Origin of the sequence: Micromonospora sp. NPDC048843 (genome assembly GCF_040649965.1) — a bacterium.
Classification (GTDB): domain Bacteria; phylum Actinomycetota; class Actinomycetes; order Mycobacteriales; family Micromonosporaceae; genus Micromonospora; species Micromonospora hortensis.
In genome coordinates, this window is the sequence record NZ_JBEZGJ010000008.1 from 1 (window position 1) to 17,814 (window position 17,814).

Sequence of the window (17,814 nt, forward strand, 5' to 3'; positions counted from 1 at the left end):
GGCTTGGTGTTATTCGGGCCGCCGTCGCGGTGCCCACGGTGGTGGCGGCGCGGTTCGCGACACGGTCGGCCTCGGCGACGACAGTGCCCGCCGCCCGGGAGACCCGTTCGGCCTCGGCGACCACCACGGCGGCGGCGGTGGCCACCTCGGTGGCCGTGTCGATGGCGGTGGTCGCGGCGGCGCTGATGACGGCCACCTCGCGGACCGCCGCCTCGGCGTCGGTGAGCACCTGGTCGGTCCGGTCCAGTGTTGTCTCGATCCGGTCGACCACGCCGTTGATCCGGGCCACCAGCGCCTCCACACCGTCCAGCACGGCGAACGCGCGGGCGGGCACGGCCGCCATCGAGGCCGCGGAGCCGAGCGCCTGGTCGAGAGCGGAGCGGGTCAGGCCGACCACGGCGGCCGGGGTGGGGAGGGGAATCGCCATGGGTCAAGTGTGCGTCGGCAGTGCCACAACCGCCCGACGGAGCTGGTCAGCGGGGCCGTCGACCGGCGGTGTCGGCGCGGGCCACCCGCAGCGCCCACCAGATCAGCGGCACCTGCAACGGCACCCGGCCGTACGCGATGGCCCGCTTCGTCGGGCGTCGGTGCCGCCAGTCCACTGCCATCTTCACGTTCGCCGGCAGGACGGCGACGAAGAGTGCGGCGGCTGCCCGACCGCCGGCCCGCCGGGTGACAGGGTTCGCGACCGCCGCCGCCACCGCCAGTTCGGCCACCCCGCTGGCGTACGTCCAGAATCGGGGTGGGCCGGGCAGCGCGCGCGGCACGATCGGGTCGTAGACGCCGGGTCGCAGCAGATGGGTGACGCCGGCTGCCGCGAGCAGGCCAGCCAGTGCGACGGCCTCGCCGCGGCGGGTGGTCATCGATGGTCTCCCTGCTGTTCGACGGCGCGCTGCACGGCTCGGTAGATCTGCCCGAACCGTAGCGCGTCCGGGGTGCGCACCAGCAGGTCCTCCCGACCGTGGTGCTGCACCCACAACTCGTGCACATGGTTGCCGCGCTCGTAGGAGCGGTCCAGCCAACCCAACGGGATCTCCAGGAACGGCATCAACGCCAGCGCTCCCACCGCGCAGGCAGCGAGAATGATCAGCGCCAGTTGCCAGTTGCCCCGGTCCTGAGCCGACCAGGCCAGCGACAGCACGCAGACCACGGCGACCAGTGGCGGCAGCGAGAGCAGCAGGACCAGGATTCCGCGCCCCAGCACACGGCCGCGTACGGCGAGGGTTTTCTGCCCCCGGTCGTGCCAGACGAACGTCACGTCGGACAGGGCGATCACGTGACCGCCCGCCCGGATCGACTCGGAGGTCACCTGCACCGCGTCGTCCCGGTAATAGAGGGTCATCACTAAGCCTAACCACCGACAGGCAAACCGCGCCTCGCTCGGACCTTGGCACGTGGCCTCTTTCGCAGGGGATCGACCAGTCTGCGCAGAGGATTCGACGGAGGCCGTCCGGCGGGGTAGAGGTGATGTTGCAGTGGTCCTTTGGAGCTGAATCGTCTGCGACATCACGCGTCGCGCTGCGGCCATGTGGCACGGCCGCCCAGCGGCACAGCCGCCCAGCGGCACAGCCGCCCAGCCGCACAGCGGCGCCGCAAGGCCAACGGTCCGATTCGTTTGTGATATCAGCTCCATAGGCAGTGCAGGAAGGCTGCGCCCGCCTCCGCTGCGCCCGCCTCCGCTGCGCCCGCGTCCGCTGCGCCCGCGTCCGCTGCGCCCGCGTCCGCTGCGCAGGTCCCACCTGTGACGACCGGCCCCGGTCAGGTCGGGACGTGAAGCGGAACCAAACTGGCTAGCGGTGCGTGACGGGGTGGGCTGGCTGGCTGTGCTCGACCGCGCGCTGCACCGCCCGGTAGATCTGCCCGAAGCGCAGCGCGTCACCGGTGCGCAGCAGACGTACCGGCTGACCCCGCCAACGGGCCCAGATCTCCAGTTGGCGGCTGCCCCGGGCGTACGAGCGGTCCAGGTGTTCGAAGAGGAAATCGGCGACCGGCCCGACGGCCAACCCGACCAGCACCGACGCGCCGACGATCGCGATCGTCACGGTGGGTGAGCGGTGCAGCCAGACGGCCACGCCGATGCCGAGCACCGCCGCGACCAGCGGGCCGGCGAGCGCGGCGCCGATAGCACCCCGTCCCACCAGCACGCGCCAGGATCGGGTGCCCCGGCGATGCCAGATCATGGTGATGTCGGCCAGCTTGTAGCTGCGACCGTCGACACTGACGGTGGTGGAGGTGACCTGCACCGACCTGTCGTCGTAATACGTGATCATGGCTGGACTCCCGCCCACGGGGCTGACACCACACTACTTACCCAAACGAGTCGGGTCGTAAGGTTGGCACGCGACTTCGACGAGGAAGTGAGGGCAGCGTGGGCGAGTTCGTTCGGCTGGAGACCACTGACGGCATCGGCACGATCCGGCTGGAGCGGCCGCCGATGAACGCGCTCAACACCCAGGTGCAGGAGGAGTTGCGCGCCGCCGCCACGGCGGCCACCGCCGATCCCGAGGTCCGCGCCGTCATCGTGTACGGCGGGGAGAAGGTCTTCGCCGCCGGCGCCGACATCAAGCAGATGGCCGACATGTCCTACGTGGACATGGCCGACCGGGCTGCGAACCTGTCCAGCGCGCTCGGCGCGATCGCCCGCATTCCCAAGCCGGTGGTCGCCGCGATCACCGGGTACGCCCTGGGTGGCGGCTGTGAGCTGGCGTTGGCCTGTGACTGGCGAGTGGTAGCCGAGGACGCCAAGCTCGGCCAGCCGGAGATCAAGCTGGGCATCATCCCGGGTGCGGGCGGCACCCAGCGGCTGGCCCGCCTGGTCGGCCCGGCCCGCGCCAAGGACCTGATCATGTCGGGGCGGATGGTGGATGCGCAGGAGGCGCTGCGCATCGGCCTGGCGGACCGGGTCGCGCCGGCCGCCGAGGTGTACGACACGGCCGTCGCGATGATCACTCCGTACCTGACCGGGCCGGTGCAGGCGCTGCGCGCGGCGAAGCTGGCGGTCGACGGCGGCCTGGACATGGACCTGAACTCGGGTCTGGCCTGGGAGAGTCAGCTCTTCGCGGCGCTGTTCGCCACCGACGACCGGCGCGAGGGCATGGCGGCCTTCGTCGAGAAGCGCAAGCCGGGCTTCACCGGCCGCTGAGCCGTCGCTTCCCGCCCCGACGACGCTCTGACCTCGGCAACGTCCACTGGCCGGGGCCACGGTCGCACTGCCAAGTGACTGGCCGGTAACCTGTGATCCCGGCCACGGACGATGGGAGCGACATGACGGAGCGGATCGAGGGTCACGGCGGCGAGTTGGCGCTCGCGGCACTACGCGCGCACGGCGTACGGGAGATGTTCACGCTGTCCGGCGGGCACGTCTTCCCGCTGTACGACGCCGCGTACAAGACCGACTTCCCGATCTACGACGTCCGGCACGAGCAGTCCGCGGTCTTCGCCGCCGAGGCGGTGGCCAAGCTCCAGCGCCGCCCCGGCCTCGCCGTGCTCACCGCCGGGCCCGGTGTCACAAACGGCATCTCCGGCATGACCAGCGCGTTCTTCAACGCCTCGCCGGTGCTGGTGCTCGGGGGGCGCGCACCCGCGTTCCGCTGGGGCTCGGGCAGCCTCCAGGAGATGGACCACCTGCCGCTGGTCGCCCCGGTCACCAAGCACGCCGAGACGGTGTTCAGCACCGACGACATCCCGCGTGCGGTGGGTGCGGCGCTCAACGCCGCGCTCACCCCGCACCGGGGTCCGGCCTTCCTCGACTTTCCGCTGGAGACGGTCTTCTCGGTCGCGGAGGCAGAGTTGCCGACCGTGACGGGTGTCGACCCGATCGCCCCGGACCCGGAGGAGGTCGGCCGCGCGGCGCTGCTCATCGCCGCTGCGCAGCGGCCGGTCATCATCGCCGGCTCCGACGTGTACGCAGGCGACGCGGTCGCCGCGCTGCGCGAGGCGGCCGAGGCGTTGCAGGTGCCGGTCTTCACAAACGGCATGGGTCGCGGCTCGCTCCCGCCGGAGCACCCGCTGGCGTTCGCCAAGGCCCGTCGGGCCGCGCTCTCCGGCGCCGACGTGGTCGTGGTGGTGGGCACCCCGCTGGACTTCCGGCTCAGCTTCGGTGACTTCGGTGACGCCAAGGTGGTGCACATCGTCGACGCCCCCAGCCAGCGGGCGACGCACGTGCAGCCGGCCGCCGCCCCCGCCGGTGACCTGCGCCTGATCCTCTCCGCGCTGGCCGATCACTCCGGCGACCGGGCCGACCACGCCGACTGGATCGCCGACCTGCGGGTCGCCGAGGACGCGGCAAAGGCTCGGGACGCCGCGGAGATGGCCGCCGAGACCGACCCGATCCGCCCGGCCCGGATCTACGGCGAGCTGCGTCGAGCGCTCGCCCCGGACGCGATCACCATCGGCGACGGCGGCGACTTCGTGTCGTACGCCGGGCGGTACCTGGAGCCGGCCCAGCCCGGCACCTGGCTGGACCCGGGCCCGTACGGCTGCCTGGGCACCGGCATGGGTTACGCGATGGGCGCCCGGGTCAGTCACCCGGACCGGCAGATCTGCGTGCTGATGGGCGACGGCGCTGCCGGCTTCTCGCTGATGGACGTCGAGTCGCTGGTCCGCCAGAAGCTGCCGGTGGTGATCGTCGTCGGCAACAACGGCATCTGGGGGCTGGAGAAGCACCCGATGCGGGCCATGTACGGCTACGACGTGGCCGCCGACCTCCAGCCGGAGCTGCGGTACGACACGGTGGTCAGCGCACTCGGCGGGGCGGGGGAGACGGTCGCCAAGGCGGCCGACCTGGGCCCGGCGCTCCAGCGGGCGTTCGACTCCGGAGTGCCGTACCTGGTGAACGTGCTCACCGACCCGACCGACGCGTACCCCCGGTCGTCGAACCTGGCCTGAGTCGTACCCGCCGCCGCCGTCGCTCCTGCGCCGGCGGCGGCGGCGCGCTCACACCTCCGGTCGGTCGCCCTCGCGCGGCGGCTCGCCGTCGCGGCGGCGCAGGTCGTCCTCGCGTCGCCGCAGGTCTTCCTCCCAGCGTTGGAACAGCTCCTGGTCCTGCTGCTGGGCGCGTTCCTCGACGGAGCGCAGGAACTCCGGGTCGTCGTCGGGGGCCACCGGCCGAGGGCGCTGCCGCTCGCCGCCGCCGACCGGCCAGCCCTTGCCGGCGCCGGGGCTGGGTTCCCGGCCGACGATGAACCAGGCGATCGAGCCGACCAGCGGGAAGAACAAGATGATCAGCACCCAGGCGATCCGGGGAAGGGCACGGATCTTGCCCTCCTCGGCGGAGAGGCAGCTGATCAGTGCGCAGACGGCGAGGACAATCTGCACCAGGAAGAGGAGTACGCCAAGCCGGGCCATGCACCCATGATGACGCACCCGCGCGCGTCACCACAGTCCGCGCAGCACCAGCAGCACTCCCAGTAACGCCAGCACCACAGTGCCCACCGTGACCAGGGGCAGTGTCCGGCCGCCGGTGCGGGCCGGACCGGTGCCAGTGCCCCGGGGCCAGCAGAGCACCAGCAGGGCGCCCCACACCAGAACGGTGCCGCCGGCGATCAGCGCACCGGTCGGGTCACCCGTCGACGCCAGCCGGACGGCGAGCACGCTCACCACGGTCACAGTGAGTAGGGTGCGCCGCCAGGCCAGCCGGGTCCGCTCCGGTTGCAGCCCCGGGTCGCGTCCGGTGCTCACCGCCCACCGACCGCCCGCATCAGGACGGCGGCCACCAGCAGCAACGCGCCGACGCCGACGGCGAGCGCCAGGATGGCGGGGAACCGGGACGCGGGCAGCTCCTGACCGAGCCGGATGGCCCGCTCGGTACGCGCCCAGTGGTCCACCGCGCGGATCGCGACCGCCGCGCCGAGCAGCAGCAACGCCACAGCGATCACCTCGCGCAGGTGGCTCATCGGCAGGGGCGGGAGGAACTGCGCGGCGGCCAACCCGCCTCCGACCAGCGCCAACCCGGTGCGCAGCCAGGCGAGGAAGGTCCGTTCGTTGGCCAGGGAGAAGCGGTAGTCCGGTGTTTCACCGACCGAGCCCAGCTCCGCCGGGTCGAACCACCGCTTGATCGTCTCCCGCACAGTGGGAGATTATCCGCTTCCCATCCCGCTTAGCCTGGGCCGGTGACTGATCTCGACATCCTGACGCTGCGGACCGCCTACGACAACCAGCTCCGCCCGGAGATCCCCGACCCGGTTCCGGCCGGCGTGACCGTGGAGCGGGACGGGCCGCTGGTCCGGATCACCGGTCTCGACTCCGGTGGGTTCATCACCTACCGCGACCTGGGCGGGTTGACCGGCGACGCGCTGGACGAGCTGATCGCCCGGCAGGCGCGGTTGTGCGGTGAGCGGGGCGAGTCGGCGGAGTGGAAGCTCAACGAGCACGACGAACCGGCGGACCTGGCGGACCGCCTGCGCGCGGCCGGCTTCGTGCCGGCGGACCGGGAGACCGTCGTGGTCGGCCCGGTCGCGCCGCTCGCCGCCGCGCTACCGGTCGTCCCCGAGGGGGTACGTCTGCGTGAGGTGACCTCCCGGGAGGACCTGGAGCGGATCGCCGCCATGGAGGAGGAGGTCTGGCAGGAGGACCGCTCGCACCTCGTGTGGGGCCTGGGCAAGGAGATCGACGCCGACCCGAACTCGATCACCGTCGTGGTGGCCGAGGCGGACGGGACTGTGGTGAGTGCCGGCTGGGTGCGGTTCCCGGCGAACACCGGCTTCGCCTCCCTGTGGGGCGGCTCGACCCTGCCGCAGTGGCGGCGCAGGGGCATCTACCGGGCGTTGGTCAACTACCGGGCGCGGCTGGCCGAGCAGCGAGGTCGGACGCTCATGCAGGTCGACTGTTCCGAGGACAGCCGGCCCATCCTGCAGCGGCTCGGCCTCGTCGCGGTCACCACCACCACCCCGTACGTCTACACTCCGTGATCATGGAGCAGCGGTTGACGGACGAGGAGCGGCTGACCCTCAAGACGGGTGCCTTCGGCGCCGTCTTCCTGGTCTCCAACGCCGACCCCGGTGTCCTGGGGGTGATCCGGGAGAGCATCGCCGCGTCCGGCGCGCTGGCCGACGCCAGTGGCACGGTCAAGGAGGCGCTGACCACCGGCCCGCTGCCGCGACTTCCCCGGGACTCGCAGCTGGAGATCGAGTCGGTGGTGCTGCCGGCGCTGGGGCAGGCGGTGCGGATCCTGCGCGAGAAGTCCCCACGGGACGTGGACGCGTACCGCGAACTGGTGTTGGCCGCGGCGGATCAGGTGGCCCGCGCGCACGACGGGGTGGCGCCCGCCGAGGCGGCGGCCATCGACCAGATTCGGGTCGCCCTGGCCGAGCCGGCCTGACCGGCTGCGCGTCGGTGAGCTGTGTCACTCTGAGTGCTGCGGGAGCGCAACCTACTGGCAGGTAACATTGCGCCGTGGGCAACTGCACAACCGCCCTCGGTTGACCTGGCGTCGACCGACGCGCGACGCTGCGCCCCAGACCGGGCGAGCGAATCGCAACACCACACAGGAGGGTCGTCGAAGCGCGATGAACATCGTCGTACTCGTCAAGCAGGTGCCTGATTCGGGCGCGGACCGCAACCTGCGCAATGACGACAACACCGTCGACCGCGGTTCGGCGAACAACGTGATCAACGAGATGGACGAGTACGCCATCGAGGAGGCGCTGAAGATCAAGGAGGCGCACGGCGGCGAGGTCACCATCCTGACCATGGGTCCGGACCGGGCGACCGAGTCGATCCGCAAGGCGCTCTCCATGGGCCCGGACAAGGCCGTCCACGTGCTGGACGACGCCCTGCACGGCTCGTGCGCCGTCGCCACCTCGAAGGTGCTCGCCGCCGCGCTCGGTCAGCTCAATGCCGACCTGGTCATCTGCGGTGCCGAGTCCACCGACGGCCGGGTCCAGGTCATGCCGCACATGATCGCCGAGCGGCTGGGCGTCGCGGCGCTCACCGGTGCCCGCAAGCTCACCGTCGACGGCGCGACGCTGACCGTCGAGCGGCAGACCGAGGAGGGCTACGAGGTGGTCACCGCCGCCACCCCGGCCGTCGTCTCCGTCTGGGACACGATCAACGAGCCGCGCTACCCCTCCTTCAAGGGCATCATGGCCGCCAAGAAGAAGCCGGTGCAGACGCTCTCGCTGGCCGACCTCGGGGTAGCTGCCGACGAGGTGGGCTTCGACGGCGCCACCAGCGCCGTCGTCGAGCACACCAAGCGCCCCCCGCGCTCCGGCGGCGCCAAGATCACTGATGAGGGCGAGGGCGGCGTCAAGCTGGTCGAGTTCCTCGCCACCGAGAAGTTCGTGTGAGAGGGGGGTTCTGACATGTCCGAGGTTCTCGTCGTCGTCGAAGCCACAAAGGAATTCGGCGTCAAGAAGGTCACCCTGGAAATGCTCACCCTCGCGCGTGAGCTGGGCGCCCCGAGCGCTGTGGTGCTCGGTGGCGCCGGCGCCGCCGAGGCGCTGAGCGGCAAGCTGGGCGAGTACGGCGCGGAGAAGATCTACGCCGCCGAGGGTGACGAGATCGACGGCTACCTGGTGGCCCCCAAGGCGACAGTGCTGGCCGAGTTGGTCAAGCGAGTGCAGCCGGTCGCCGTGCTGCTGGCGTCGGCCCAGGAGGGCAAGGAGATCGCCGCCCGGCTCGCCGTCAAGCTCGACAACGGCATCCTGACCGACGTGGTCGGCCTGGACGCCGACGGCACCGCGACCCAGGTCGCCTTCGCCGGCTCCACCATCGTCAAGTCCAAGGTCACCAAGGGCCTGCCGTTGGTCACCGTGCGGCCCAACTCGGTCACCCCCGCCCCGGCGGCGGCCACCCCGGCGATCGAGCAGCTCACCGTGACGGTCACCGACACCGACAAGCTGGCCACTGTCGTCGAGCGGGTCGCCGAGCAGAAGGGCTCCCGCCCCGAGCTGACCGAGGCCGGCGTGGTCGTCTCCGGCGGTCGGGGCGTCGGCAACGCCGACAACTTCAAGCTGGTCGAGGAGCTGGCCGACCTGCTCGGCGGCGCCGTCGGCGCGTCCCGCGCGGCCGTCGACTCCGGCTTCTACCCGCACCAGTTCCAGGTGGGCCAGACCGGTAAGACGGTCTCCCCGCAGCTCTACGTCGCCCTCGGCATCTCCGGTGCCATCCAGCACCGGGCCGGCATGCAGACCTCGAAGACCATCGTCGCTGTCAACAAGGACGGCGAGGCGCCGATCTTCGAGCTGGCCGACTTCGGGGTGGTGGGCGACCTGTTCAAGATCGTCCCGCAGGCCGCCGAGGAGATCCGCAAGCGCAAGTAGGCAGGCGATACGTCAGTGGCCGTCCGTGTGAACGGGCGGCCACTTTCGTATGGGAGCTGATCGGCGAGCCGGGGAGCTGAGCCGGCCCGCCGATCAGCCCGTCAGAGAGCCCCTCAGCAGGCTGTCGCCGGAGTGGCGGGTGTTGTTGTCGTACTGCTCGGCGGAGACGTCGACCACCGAGTAGCTCTTGAGGTCGACATTCGGGGGCAGGGGTAGCAGCGCGTCCGAGCCGCCACCAAGGGTGCCGACCGAGAACATCTCCATCGTCGTCGGATTGATGAGCCAGACCTCGTAGTACCCCGCGACGCTCGGGAGATTCGCCACATGCAGATGTAGTTGGCCGTCCTGGAAAACCCGGGCGTCCCCCTTGGCCGTCGGCGGGGTCGCCCCGTATGCCGCCAGCGGCGCGCTCGCCACCACCACCGGCGGCGGGGTGGGCGTCGGATCGTCAGGTCGGAGCACCGAGACGGTGCCCACGACGCCGATCGCCGCGGCGGCGGCCGCGGTCACCGCGGTGGCCACCCAACCGGACCAGCCGCGACCCCGGCGGGATCGCCGCGTCGGGTCCAGTCGGGTCACCGTCGACCCGACCGCAGCGCCAAAGGTCTGCTCGGCCGTCGTGAAGTCGGTCTGCTCGGCCGTCGTGAAGTCGGCCTGCTCGGCCGTCGTGGTGTCGGCCTGCTCGGGCAGTCGGTGTCGACGGGTCTCGGTCAGCAACGGCCCGGCCTCCGCAGCCCTGACCTGGGCTTCGATGCCGTCCCAGATGTGCTCCGGCGGGTCGGCCAGGTCGGCCAGGCCCTGCGTCTCGGTGCCGAGCCCCGCCACCTGCCGAAGGGTCGCCACCTCCGCCCGGCAGAGCGCGCAGGTGCCGAGGTGGGTGCTCTCCCCGTTGTCCGCCTCGCTCTCACCGAGTGCCAGAAATACCAGCCGGTCGTGGTCCAGGTGCTGCACCGTCCACCTCCCATCTGCGCTTCAAGCTCGCCATGCCGCGTCGGATGTGACTCTTCACGGTGCCCAACGGCACGCCGGTCACAGTGGCTATCTGCTGGTGTGTCAGGTCGTCGTAGAAGGCCAACTCCAGCATCCGTCGCTGGTCGTCCGGGAGACGAGCCAGCTCGTCGGCGATCACCAACCGGTCCACCACGCGGTCCGGATCCGGCTGGGTCTGCGCCTGCTCGGGCAGTTGTCGGACCGTCTCCACCACCCGGGTCTCCCGGGCCGAGGCGCGCATCCGGTCGATCACCTTCCGCCGGCCGATGCCGAGCAACCAACCGATCAGCGACCCCTTGGCCGGGTCGAACGTGTCGCGACCCAGCCAGGCGGCGACGAACGTCGCCTGGGTGACGTCCTCGGCGTCGCTGCGGTTCGCCAGCATGGACGTGGCCAGGTGGAGCACGGCACGACCGTAGCGGTCGTACGCCTCGCGCAGCGCCACGTCGTCGCCGTCGCGGAACCTGCGGTCGAGGTCGTCCACCGGAGGGTCCGGTTCCTGTCGTAGCGCCGTCATCGGGCGGCTCGCCTTCGATGGGGCATGCCCGACTGTAGCTGCCACAGTCCCCGCCCCACTTCCCCGGTCGATGTCATCTCACCAGCTCTTCGTCTCCCGACCCCGTTCCGGATGCGGTTGGGGCCGGAAAAGAAAAGTGCCTCCGGGGCGCATCCGCCCGACCGAGAGCCGGCGTAACCCGTTCTGCAAGCCAGGCCTGACGAATCAGCACCAAATATCAGGAGGCAGACATGCAGCTCTCGTACTTCCGTCGGGTCGCCGCGGGCGGCGCGGTCGCCGCGCTGGCCTTCGCCGGCGTCGGTGCCCTCACCGCCAGCCCCGCGTACGCCGCCACGTCGAAGGTCTCCGTCGTGCACGGCATCCCGGACACCCCTGTCGACGTCTACGTCAACGGCAAGAAGACGCTGGACAACTTCAAGCCCGGCGACGTCGCCGGCCCGCTGAACCTGGAGGAGGGCGACTACGACATCGCGCTCACCAAGCCGGGCGAGCCGATCGGCAGCGCCATCCTCAAAGTCGACAACGCCGCGGTGCCGGGTGGTGCCAACATCAGCATCGCGGCCCACCTCGACGCCGCTGGCAAGCCGAAGATCACCCCGTTCGTGAACGACGTCTCGAAGGTCGACGCCGGCAAGGCGCGTCTCATCGTCCGGCACACCGCCGCGGCCCCGGCGGTCGACGTGCGCGCCGGTGGCACCCCGGTCTTCGAGGACCTCACCAACCCGAACGAGGCCAAGGGCGACGTCGACGCTGGCGAGGTGAAGGCCGACGTGGTGCTGGCCGGCACCGACACCGTGGCCATCGGCCCGGCGGACCTCAACCTCAAGGAGGGCACCGCCACGATCGTCTACGCGATCGGCTCCGCCGAGGGCAAGACCCTCGACGTGGTGGCCCAGACCATCACCGGCCTGCACTCCGCCCCGGGCGGCGTGCCCAGCGGTGACGGCGGCCAGGCCGGCACGGGCGTGGACACCTGGTGGTACGTGCTCGCCGGTGCCGGCGTACTCCTGCTGCTTGGTGGTGGGGTGCGGATGGCGACCGCGCGGACCGGCCGCAAGTGACGGTGCGCAATCGCGGCGCGCTGGCGGCCCTGGCCGCCGGCGTTGCCGCGCTCACCGCCGCCGCTCTGGTGGCGTGCGCCAACCAGCCGGCCGGGACGGTGGGGGCCGAGGAGGCGAGCACGCTGGCCAGCCCCGCGCCGACCGCCGCCAGTGCCCCGTCGGTGCCGGTGACCGCGGGTGAACTGCCCGCCGGCCCGAAGATCATCCCGCCGGTACGGCTGCTGATCCCGGAGATCGGCGTCACCGCCACCGTCAACGCGGTCGGCATCAACGAGCGGACCAACGAGTTCGAGGTGCCGCCGAGCGTCGACCAGATCGGCTGGTACCGCTACGGCCCCGGCCTGGAGGCGGAGGTCGGCTCGGTGGTCATCGCCGGTCACGTGGACAGCGCCAAACAGGGCAAGGGGGCGTTCTTCCGACTGCGTGAGCTGGACCAGGGCGACACGTTGACAGCGACCGGCAGCGACGGCGAGGCACGGCGCTACCGGGTCGTCGCCCGGGAGGAGTACGCCAAGACCAAGATCCCGCTGGACCGGTACTTCGCCCGCGACGGCAAGCCGCGGCTGACCCTGATCACCTGTGGTGGGCCGTTCGACGCCAAGGCGCGCAAGTACCGCGACAACATCGTCGTCACCGCGGTGCCCGCCTGACCGGGTCCGCGCGCATCGGGCCGGGGTGGAGTTCCACCCCGGCCGTTGCGTGCAGTCCCCTCCGGCATCCGGTCCCCAATGTGTCGGCCGTACGCTGAACGGCGATGGCTTACCTGGATCACGCGGCGACGACTCCCATGCTCGATGAGGCACTGGAGGCGTACGTCGCTACCGCCCGCGAGGTCGGCAACGCGTCCTCCCTGCACGCGGCGGGCCGCCGTGCCCGCCGCCGGGTCGAAGAGTCACGCGAACAGGTGGCAGCGGTGCTGGGCGCCCGGCCCTCTGAGGTGATCTTCACCGGTGGCGGCACGGAGAGCGACAACCTCGCGGTCAAGGGCATCTTCTGGGCCCGCCGAGCAGCCCGGCCCGACCGTCGCCGGGTGGTCTCCAGCGCCGTCGAGCACCACGCGGTGCTGGACGCTGTCGACTGGCTGGCCCAGCACGAGGGCGCCGAGGTCGGCTGGCTGCCGGTCGACGCCGTCGGTCGGCTCGACCCGCAGACCCTGCGCGCCGAGTTGGCCGCGCACGCCGACCAGGTGGCAGTGGTCACCGCGATGTGGGCGAACAACGAGGTGGGCACCGTCCAGCCGGTGGCCGAGTTGGCCGCCGTCGCCGCCGAACACGGTGTGCCCTTCCACACCGACGCCATCCAGGCGGTCGGTCAGGTGCCCGTCGACTTCGGCGCCAGCGGGGTCGCCGCGCTGACCGTCACCGGGCACAAGTTGGGCGGGCCGACCGGGGTGGGTGCGCTGCTGCTCGCCCGGGACGTGCCGGCCACGCCGCTGCTGCACGGCGGCGGCCAGGAACGCGACATCCGCTCCGGCACCCTGGACACCGCCGGCATCGTCGCCTTCGCGGTCGCTGTGGAGTCGGCAGTGAAGGGTCAGCAGGAGTACGCGGCCAGGGTGGCCGCGCTCCGCGACGACCTGATCGAGCGGGTCCGCCAGGCGGTGCCCGAGGTGATCTACAACGGTGACCCGACCGACCGGCTGCCCGGCAACGCGCACTTCTCCTTCCCCGGCTGTGAGGGCGACGCGCTGCTGCTCCTGCTCGACGCGCAGGGGATCGCCTGCTCGACCGGCTCCGCCTGCTCGGCCGGCGTGGCCCAGCCCTCGCACGTGCTGCTCGCGATGGGCGCCGACGACGACCGCGCCCGCTCCTCGCTGCGCTTCACACTGGGGCACACCAGCACCCAGGCCGACATCGACGCCCTCATCGCGGCCCTCCCGGCAGCGGTGGAACGAGCCCGTCGAGCCGCAGCCCTCCGCACCCCCCGCTAACCCCCCCCGGGCCCCCACCCCCTGATTTCCGCGATCTTGCACTTTCGGTCGTCCGTTCGCGTCTTGTGCGGCATATGTCGCAGCAGAAAGTGCAAGATCGCGTGGGCGTGGGCGTGGGCGTTCGGGGTTGGTGTTGGGGGTTGGTCGTTGGGGTTTGTGGGGTGGGGGTGGGTTCGGGGCTGGTGGATAGGGTTGTTGTGGGGAACGGGCGGGGACGGGGAAGGGGAGTGGGTCAGTGAGGGTTCTGGCGGCGATGTCGGGTGGGGTTGACTCGGCCGTGGCGGCGGCACGGGCGGTGGCGGCCGGGCACGACGTGACCGGCGTGCACCTGGCGCTGGCCCGCAACCCACAGACCTATCGGACCGGCGCTCGCGGTTGCTGCACCCTGGAGGATTCCCGGGACGCCCGGCGAGCGGCCGACGTGATCGGCATCCCGTTCTACGTGTGGGACATGGCCGACCGCTTCCACGAGGACGTGGTCGACGACTTCGTCGCCGAGTACGCCGCCGGTCGTACGCCGAACCCCTGCCTGCGCTGCAACGAGAAGATCAAGTTCGCGGCGGTGCTGGACCGGGCGGTGGCCCTGGGCTTCGACGCAGTGGTGACCGGGCACCACGCCCGCCTCGGCGCGGACGGGCTGCTGCGGCGCAGTGTCGACCTGGCCAAGGACCAGTCGTACGTGCTCGCCGTGCTCACCCGCGAGCAGCTCGACCGGTCGATCTTCCCGCTCGGTGACTCGACAAAGGCGCAGGTCCGCGCCGAGGCCGCAGAGCGTGGCCTGGCCGTGGCCGACAAGCCTGACTCACACGACATCTGCTTCATCGCCGACGGGGACACCCGTGGCTTCCTGGCCGGCCGGCTCGGTGAGGCGCCCGGCGACGTGGTGGACGCCTCCACCGGCGCGGTCGTCGGCAATCACAGCGGTGCCTACGCGTACACGGTGGGGCAGCGTCGCGGGTTGAACCTGGACCGGCCCGCCCCGGACGGCCGGCCACGCTACGTGCTCTCCATCACGCCGAAGACCAACACGGTGACCGTGGGTCCGGCCGAGGCCCTGGACGTGTCCGACGTGCACGCCGTACGTCCGGTCTGGACCGGCGGCGCCCGTCCGGACGCCCCGGTCGAGTGCGAGGTGCAGTTGCGCGCGCACGGCGACGCGGTGCCGGCGACCGTCGCCCTCGCCGGTGACCGGCTGCACGCCGAGCTGCGCCGACCGGTACGCGGCGTCGCCGCCGGTCAGGCCGTGGTGGCGTACCGACCGGACCCGGCCGGCGACGTGGTCCTCGGCTCCGCGACCATCACCGGCTGACCGCACGGCCTGGGTGTTCGCGGGATAGCCTTCGCCCGTGACAGATCAGGCGTGGCCCTGGCCGGCCGGCGCGGCAACCGGAATTGGTTCGCTGCCCGGCACCGACATCGGCGAGGCTCAGCGGGTGGTCCTCGGTGAACTTCCCGAGCTGCCGCACCTGCCCGAGTTGCCGGCCCGTGGCCCCGGAGCGGACATGATCGGTCGGTCCGCCGGGCTGCTCGTCGAGCTGCCCGTCGAGGTGTACGCGGGGCGGTGGCGGATCGCCCCACGCCCGGGCCGCGACCTGCGTCGGGCCCGTGACCTGATGGAACGCGACCTGGACCAGCTCGCCGAGCAGGCCGAGGGGTACGCCGGGCCGATCAAGGTGCAGGCCGCCGGCCCGCTCACGCTGGCCGCCTCCCTGGAATTGCCGATCGGTGGCCGAATGCTGCGCGATCCCGGCGCGGTCCGCGACCTGACCGGCTCCCTCGCCGAAGGGCTGCGCGCACACGTCGCGGCGGTCGCCCGCCGGCTGCCCCAGGCATCGGTGCTGCTGCAACTGGACGAACCGTCACTGCCGACAGTGCTGGCCGGGCGGGTGCCGACCGAGAGCGGGCTGGGCGCGTACCGGCCGGTCGACTCGGTGGACGCCGCCGCCCTGCTGCGCACTGTCGTCGAGGCGGTCGGCGTGCCGACGCTTGTGCACTGCTGCGCCCCGGACGTGCCGCTGGAGCTGATCCGCTCCACCGGCGCCATCGCGGTAGCCCTCGACCTGGACCTGGTCACCAAGCTCGACCCGCTGGGCGAGGCGATCGACGCCGGCCTCGGGTTGCTGGCCGGGGCCGCGCCGACCCGGCCGCCGTCGGCCGGCGGCGCGCCGACCTCCGCGCAGATCGCCGATCGGGTACGCCAGGTCTGGGACCGCCTCGGCTTCCCTCGTCGCCAACTCGCCGAGCAGGTGGTGATCACCCCGGCCTGCGGCCTCGCCGGCGCCACCCCGGAGTACGCGCGGGCGGTGCTCGCCGCGTGCCGGGACGCCGGCCGACGCCTCGCCGAGGACTGAGGTTTCCTGTCGTACCCGGTGGGCAGGATGACGGTCATGATTGGACAGCTGCGTTCAGTGGTGATCGACTGCCCGGATCCGCGGGCGTTGGCGGCGTTCTACGCCGAGCTGCTCGGCGTACCGCTCGCCGAGGGTGACTCCGACGACGACTGGGTGGTGCTGGGCGGCCCACCCGGTCACCAGCCGCGCCTCGCCTTTCAACAGGCGCTCAACCTGCGTCAACCGGCCTGGCCGGATCCTGAGCGCCCACAGCAGTTCCACCTCGACGTGACGGTGGACGACATCGAGGCCGCCGAAAAGGCGGCGCTCGCGTTGGGTGCTCGGCGGCTGCCAGGTGAGGGCGAGGGCTTCCGGGTCTACGCCGATCCGGCCGGCCACCCGTTCTGCCTCTGCTGGGACTAGGGCGGGTTTCGGACGTGTCGGTCGGGCCGACACTTCCGACAACACTCCCTGAGCATGCCGTGGGTTGCGGCGGCCGGGCATCATGGCCGCCGTGATCCATACCTCTGCGCTTCGCGCCTCCGGTTCACTCTTCGGCCTCGCCTACGGTGACGCGCTGGGCAAGCCGACCGAGTTCCTGACCGTCGCCGAGATCGAGCGCCGGTATGGCCCGACCGGCCCGCGGGAGCTGTCCGGCGAGCCGGCACTGGTCACCGACGACACCCAGATGGCGCTCGCGGTGGGTTGGGCGCTGCACGAGGCGCCGTCGTTCACGCCGGAGGCGGTGGAGCCGCTGCTGCGTCAACGCTTCCTGGCCTGGGCGGTCAGCCCGGACAACAACCGTGCCCCGGGCATGACCTGCCTGCGCGCCTGCGCCGAGCTGAGCCGTGAGGTGCGCTGGCAGGAGGCGACGGTGGTCGGCTCGAAGGGCTGCGGGGCGAACATGCGGGTCACCCCGGTCGGGTTGCTCGACGTGGACCTCGACACGCTCGCCGGGTTGGCCCAGTTGCAGGCCGGGCTGACTCACGGCCACCCGACCGGGCTGGCCGCCAGCGAACTCACCGCGTACGCGGTCTTCGCTCTGCGCGCGGGCGTCCCGCTGCCCGACCTTCCCGCATTGCTCACCGAGCGGGCACTGTCCCAGCGCCTGGTCTACTCCGAGCGGTGGCTGGGCGACCTCTGGCAGCGTGCCGGTTCCGGTTCTCCGCAGGAGTTCATCGCCCAGGGCTGGGACGAGTGCCTGGCGGTGCTGGGCCGACTGACGAACGCCCTGGCACAACCGGACGACGGGAGTGACCCGTGTCAGGCCACCGGGGAGGGCTGGGTGGCCGAGGAGGCGCTGGCCACCGCGCTGCTCTGCGCCGTACGGCACGCCGACGACCCGATCGCGGCGCTGGCCCGGGGCGCGACCACCGCCGGTGACTCCGACTCGATCGCCGCCCTGGCCGGCGCGTTCGTGGGCGCGACCGTCGGCATGACCGCCTGGCCGCGCGACTGGGCCAACCGCATCGAGTACGCGGACCAGTTGGCCACCCTCGGCGCGGCCTGGGACTGACCGGGCGGCCGGGTCGGCCCGGCCTGCCCCGGCCCGGTCGGGTCCGCCTCGGCCCGGTCGGGTCCGGTTCGGCCCGGTCGGGTCCGCCTCGGCCCGGTCGGGTCCGGTTCGGCTCAGCCGGCCCCGACCGGCGCGACCGCGCAGTCATGATCAACTCGGGTTTCTGCAAACCGGGGTATCCGGGAGTTCAGGACACCGCGACTTTCAGGA

General features: G+C 71.9%; 21 protein-coding genes and 1 pseudogene. 13 read left to right on the top strand and 9 right to left on the bottom strand.

The window, feature by feature from the left end:
* From AB0C20_RS03530 to AB0C20_RS03545, 4 genes and pseudogenes are all read right to left on the bottom strand, one after another.
* Positions 1–427: pseudogene (locus AB0C20_RS03530) on the bottom strand (hypothetical protein); the annotation flags it as partial.
* A 46-nt stretch (positions 428–473) separates the two neighbouring features.
* Positions 474–863, bottom strand: coding sequence for a hypothetical protein (locus AB0C20_RS03535; protein ID WP_357184638.1), 390 nt, complete (start codon positions 861–863; stop codon positions 474–476).
* Positions 860–1,342, bottom strand: coding sequence for a DUF6232 family protein (locus AB0C20_RS03540; protein ID WP_357184641.1), 483 nt, complete (start codon positions 1,340–1,342; stop codon positions 860–862). The genes AB0C20_RS03535 and AB0C20_RS03540 overlap by 4 nt, the downstream gene beginning before the upstream one ends.
* 448 nt (positions 1,343–1,790) lie before the next feature.
* Complete coding sequence (locus tag AB0C20_RS03545) at positions 1,791–2,270, bottom strand: DUF6232 family protein (RefSeq protein WP_357567225.1); 480 nt, start codon at positions 2,268–2,270, stop codon at positions 1,791–1,793.
* A gap of 98 nt (positions 2,271–2,368) precedes the next feature.
* Here AB0C20_RS03545 and AB0C20_RS03550 point away from each other — a divergent pair, with 98 nt between their 5' ends.
* Positions 2,369–3,142, top strand: a complete 774-nt coding sequence (locus AB0C20_RS03550) for an enoyl-CoA hydratase-related protein (RefSeq protein WP_357567227.1) — start codon at positions 2,369–2,371, stop codon at positions 3,140–3,142.
* A gap of 122 nt (positions 3,143–3,264) precedes the next feature.
* Positions 3,265–4,887 (top strand): acetolactate synthase, encoded by a 1,623-nt coding sequence (locus AB0C20_RS03555; protein WP_357184648.1) that lies wholly within the window; start codon positions 3,265–3,267, stop codon positions 4,885–4,887.
* Between the two features lie 48 nt (positions 4,888–4,935).
* On the opposite strand, the gene AB0C20_RS03560 is transcribed toward AB0C20_RS03555, so the two are convergent.
* From AB0C20_RS03560 to AB0C20_RS03570, 3 genes are read right to left on the bottom strand one after another with little or no spacing between them, the layout of a single operon-like run.
* The gene (locus tag AB0C20_RS03560) at positions 4,936–5,346 is read right to left on the bottom strand and encodes a PLD nuclease N-terminal domain-containing protein (protein WP_357184651.1); all 411 of its coding nucleotides are present in this window, start codon (positions 5,344–5,346) and stop codon (positions 4,936–4,938) included.
* 27 nt (positions 5,347–5,373) lie between these two features.
* On the bottom strand, positions 5,374–5,679 hold the full coding sequence (locus tag AB0C20_RS03565; RefSeq protein WP_357184654.1) for a DUF202 domain-containing protein: 306 nt from the start codon (positions 5,677–5,679) through the stop codon (positions 5,374–5,376).
* Entirely contained in the window at positions 5,676–6,068 is a 393-nt protein-coding gene (locus tag AB0C20_RS03570) for a DUF202 domain-containing protein (RefSeq protein ID WP_357184657.1), read from the bottom strand. The genes AB0C20_RS03565 and AB0C20_RS03570 overlap by 4 nt, the downstream gene beginning before the upstream one ends.
* Positions 6,069–6,110: 42 nt before the next feature.
* Here AB0C20_RS03570 and AB0C20_RS03575 point away from each other — a divergent pair, with 42 nt between their 5' ends.
* The 4 genes from AB0C20_RS03575 (at position 6,111) to AB0C20_RS03590 (ending at position 9,260) form a co-directional block, all read left to right on the top strand.
* Entirely contained in the window at positions 6,111–6,908 is a 798-nt protein-coding gene (locus tag AB0C20_RS03575; RefSeq protein ID WP_357567229.1) for a GNAT family N-acetyltransferase, read from the top strand.
* Entirely contained in the window at positions 6,905–7,318 is a 414-nt protein-coding gene (locus AB0C20_RS03580; protein ID WP_210781064.1) for a hypothetical protein, read from the top strand. Before AB0C20_RS03575 ends, AB0C20_RS03580 begins: the two co-directional genes overlap by 4 nt.
* Before the next feature lie 187 nt (positions 7,319–7,505).
* Positions 7,506–8,285 (top strand): electron transfer flavoprotein subunit beta/FixA family protein, encoded by a 780-nt coding sequence (locus tag AB0C20_RS03585; RefSeq protein ID WP_112582103.1) that lies wholly within the window; start codon positions 7,506–7,508, stop codon positions 8,283–8,285.
* 15 nt (positions 8,286–8,300) lie between these two features.
* The gene (locus tag AB0C20_RS03590; RefSeq protein ID WP_357567231.1) at positions 8,301–9,260 is read left to right on the top strand and encodes an electron transfer flavoprotein subunit alpha/FixB family protein; all 960 of its coding nucleotides are present in this window, start codon (positions 8,301–8,303) and stop codon (positions 9,258–9,260) included.
* Positions 9,261–9,353: 93 nt separating this feature from the next.
* On the opposite strand, the gene AB0C20_RS03595 is transcribed toward AB0C20_RS03590, so the two are convergent.
* Both AB0C20_RS03595 and AB0C20_RS03600 read right to left on the bottom strand, forming a co-directional pair.
* Positions 9,354–10,211, bottom strand: coding sequence for an anti-sigma factor (locus AB0C20_RS03595; RefSeq protein WP_357184670.1), 858 nt, complete (start codon positions 10,209–10,211; stop codon positions 9,354–9,356).
* Positions 10,165–10,767 (bottom strand): sigma-70 family RNA polymerase sigma factor, encoded by a 603-nt coding sequence (locus tag AB0C20_RS03600; protein WP_357184673.1) that lies wholly within the window; start codon positions 10,765–10,767, stop codon positions 10,165–10,167. Before AB0C20_RS03600 ends, AB0C20_RS03595 begins: the two co-directional genes overlap by 47 nt.
* 230 nt (positions 10,768–10,997) lie before the next feature.
* Between AB0C20_RS03600 and AB0C20_RS03605 the strand changes: the two genes are divergently transcribed.
* The 7 genes from AB0C20_RS03605 (at position 10,998) to AB0C20_RS03635 (ending at position 17,604) form a co-directional block, all read left to right on the top strand.
* Entirely contained in the window at positions 10,998–11,828 is an 831-nt protein-coding gene (locus tag AB0C20_RS03605; RefSeq protein ID WP_357567232.1) for a DUF4397 domain-containing protein, read from the top strand.
* Complete coding sequence (locus AB0C20_RS03610; protein ID WP_357184679.1) at positions 11,825–12,478, top strand: class F sortase; 654 nt, start codon at positions 11,825–11,827, stop codon at positions 12,476–12,478. The genes AB0C20_RS03605 and AB0C20_RS03610 overlap by 4 nt, the downstream gene beginning before the upstream one ends.
* Positions 12,479–12,582: 104 nt before the next feature.
* Positions 12,583–13,758 carry a cysteine desulfurase family protein gene (locus tag AB0C20_RS03615; RefSeq protein WP_357184682.1) on the top strand — a complete coding sequence of 392 codons (1,176 nt, stop codon included), beginning with the start codon at positions 12,583–12,585 and terminating at the stop codon, positions 13,756–13,758.
* 235 nt (positions 13,759–13,993) lie between these two features.
* The gene (gene mnmA / locus AB0C20_RS03620; RefSeq protein WP_357184685.1) at positions 13,994–15,067 is read left to right on the top strand and encodes a tRNA 2-thiouridine(34) synthase MnmA; all 1,074 of its coding nucleotides are present in this window, start codon (positions 13,994–13,996) and stop codon (positions 15,065–15,067) included.
* Between the two features lie 37 nt (positions 15,068–15,104).
* Positions 15,105–16,109 (top strand): methionine synthase, encoded by a 1,005-nt coding sequence (locus AB0C20_RS03625; protein ID WP_357567234.1) that lies wholly within the window; start codon positions 15,105–15,107, stop codon positions 16,107–16,109.
* Positions 16,110–16,145: 36 nt separating this feature from the next.
* Positions 16,146–16,511: a VOC family protein gene (locus AB0C20_RS03630; protein WP_238684693.1), complete on the top strand. Its 366-nt coding sequence runs from the start codon at positions 16,146–16,148 to the stop codon at positions 16,509–16,511.
* 82 nt (positions 16,512–16,593) lie between these two features.
* Positions 16,594–17,604, top strand: a complete 1,011-nt coding sequence (locus AB0C20_RS03635; RefSeq protein WP_357184693.1) for an ADP-ribosylglycohydrolase family protein — start codon at positions 16,594–16,596, stop codon at positions 17,602–17,604.
* Positions 17,605–17,814 lie beyond the last annotated feature (210 nt).

Excerpts from the sequence above, each read along its gene's own strand:
- AB0C20_RS03535 (WP_357184638.1), bottom strand. The coding sequence starts at position 863 with ATGACCACCCGCCGCGGCGAGGCCGTCGCACTGGCTGGCCTGCTCGCG.
- AB0C20_RS03540 (WP_357184641.1), bottom strand. The coding sequence starts at position 1,342 with ATGACCCTCTATTACCGGGACGACGCGGTGCAGGTGACCTCCGAGTCG.
- AB0C20_RS03545 (WP_357567225.1), bottom strand. The coding sequence starts at position 2,270 with ATGATCACGTATTACGACGACAGGTCGGTGCAGGTCACCTCCACCACC.
- AB0C20_RS03555 (WP_357184648.1), top strand. The coding sequence starts at position 3,265 with ATGACGGAGCGGATCGAGGGTCACGGCGGCGAGTTGGCGCTCGCGGCA.
- AB0C20_RS03560 (WP_357184651.1), bottom strand. The coding sequence starts at position 5,346 with ATGGCCCGGCTTGGCGTACTCCTCTTCCTGGTGCAGATTGTCCTCGCC.
- AB0C20_RS03585 (WP_112582103.1), top strand. The coding sequence starts at position 7,506 with ATGAACATCGTCGTACTCGTCAAGCAGGTGCCTGATTCGGGCGCGGAC.
- AB0C20_RS03590 (WP_357567231.1), top strand. The coding sequence starts at position 8,301 with ATGTCCGAGGTTCTCGTCGTCGTCGAAGCCACAAAGGAATTCGGCGTC.
- AB0C20_RS03600 (WP_357184673.1), bottom strand. The coding sequence starts at position 10,767 with ATGACGGCGCTACGACAGGAACCGGACCCTCCGGTGGACGACCTCGAC.
- AB0C20_RS03605 (WP_357567232.1), top strand. The coding sequence starts at position 10,998 with ATGCAGCTCTCGTACTTCCGTCGGGTCGCCGCGGGCGGCGCGGTCGCC.
- AB0C20_RS03615 (WP_357184682.1), top strand. The coding sequence starts at position 12,583 with ATGGCTTACCTGGATCACGCGGCGACGACTCCCATGCTCGATGAGGCA.
- AB0C20_RS03630 (WP_238684693.1), top strand. The coding sequence starts at position 16,146 with ATGATTGGACAGCTGCGTTCAGTGGTGATCGACTGCCCGGATCCGCGG.
- AB0C20_RS03635 (WP_357184693.1), top strand. The coding sequence starts at position 16,594 with ATGGCCGCCGTGATCCATACCTCTGCGCTTCGCGCCTCCGGTTCACTC.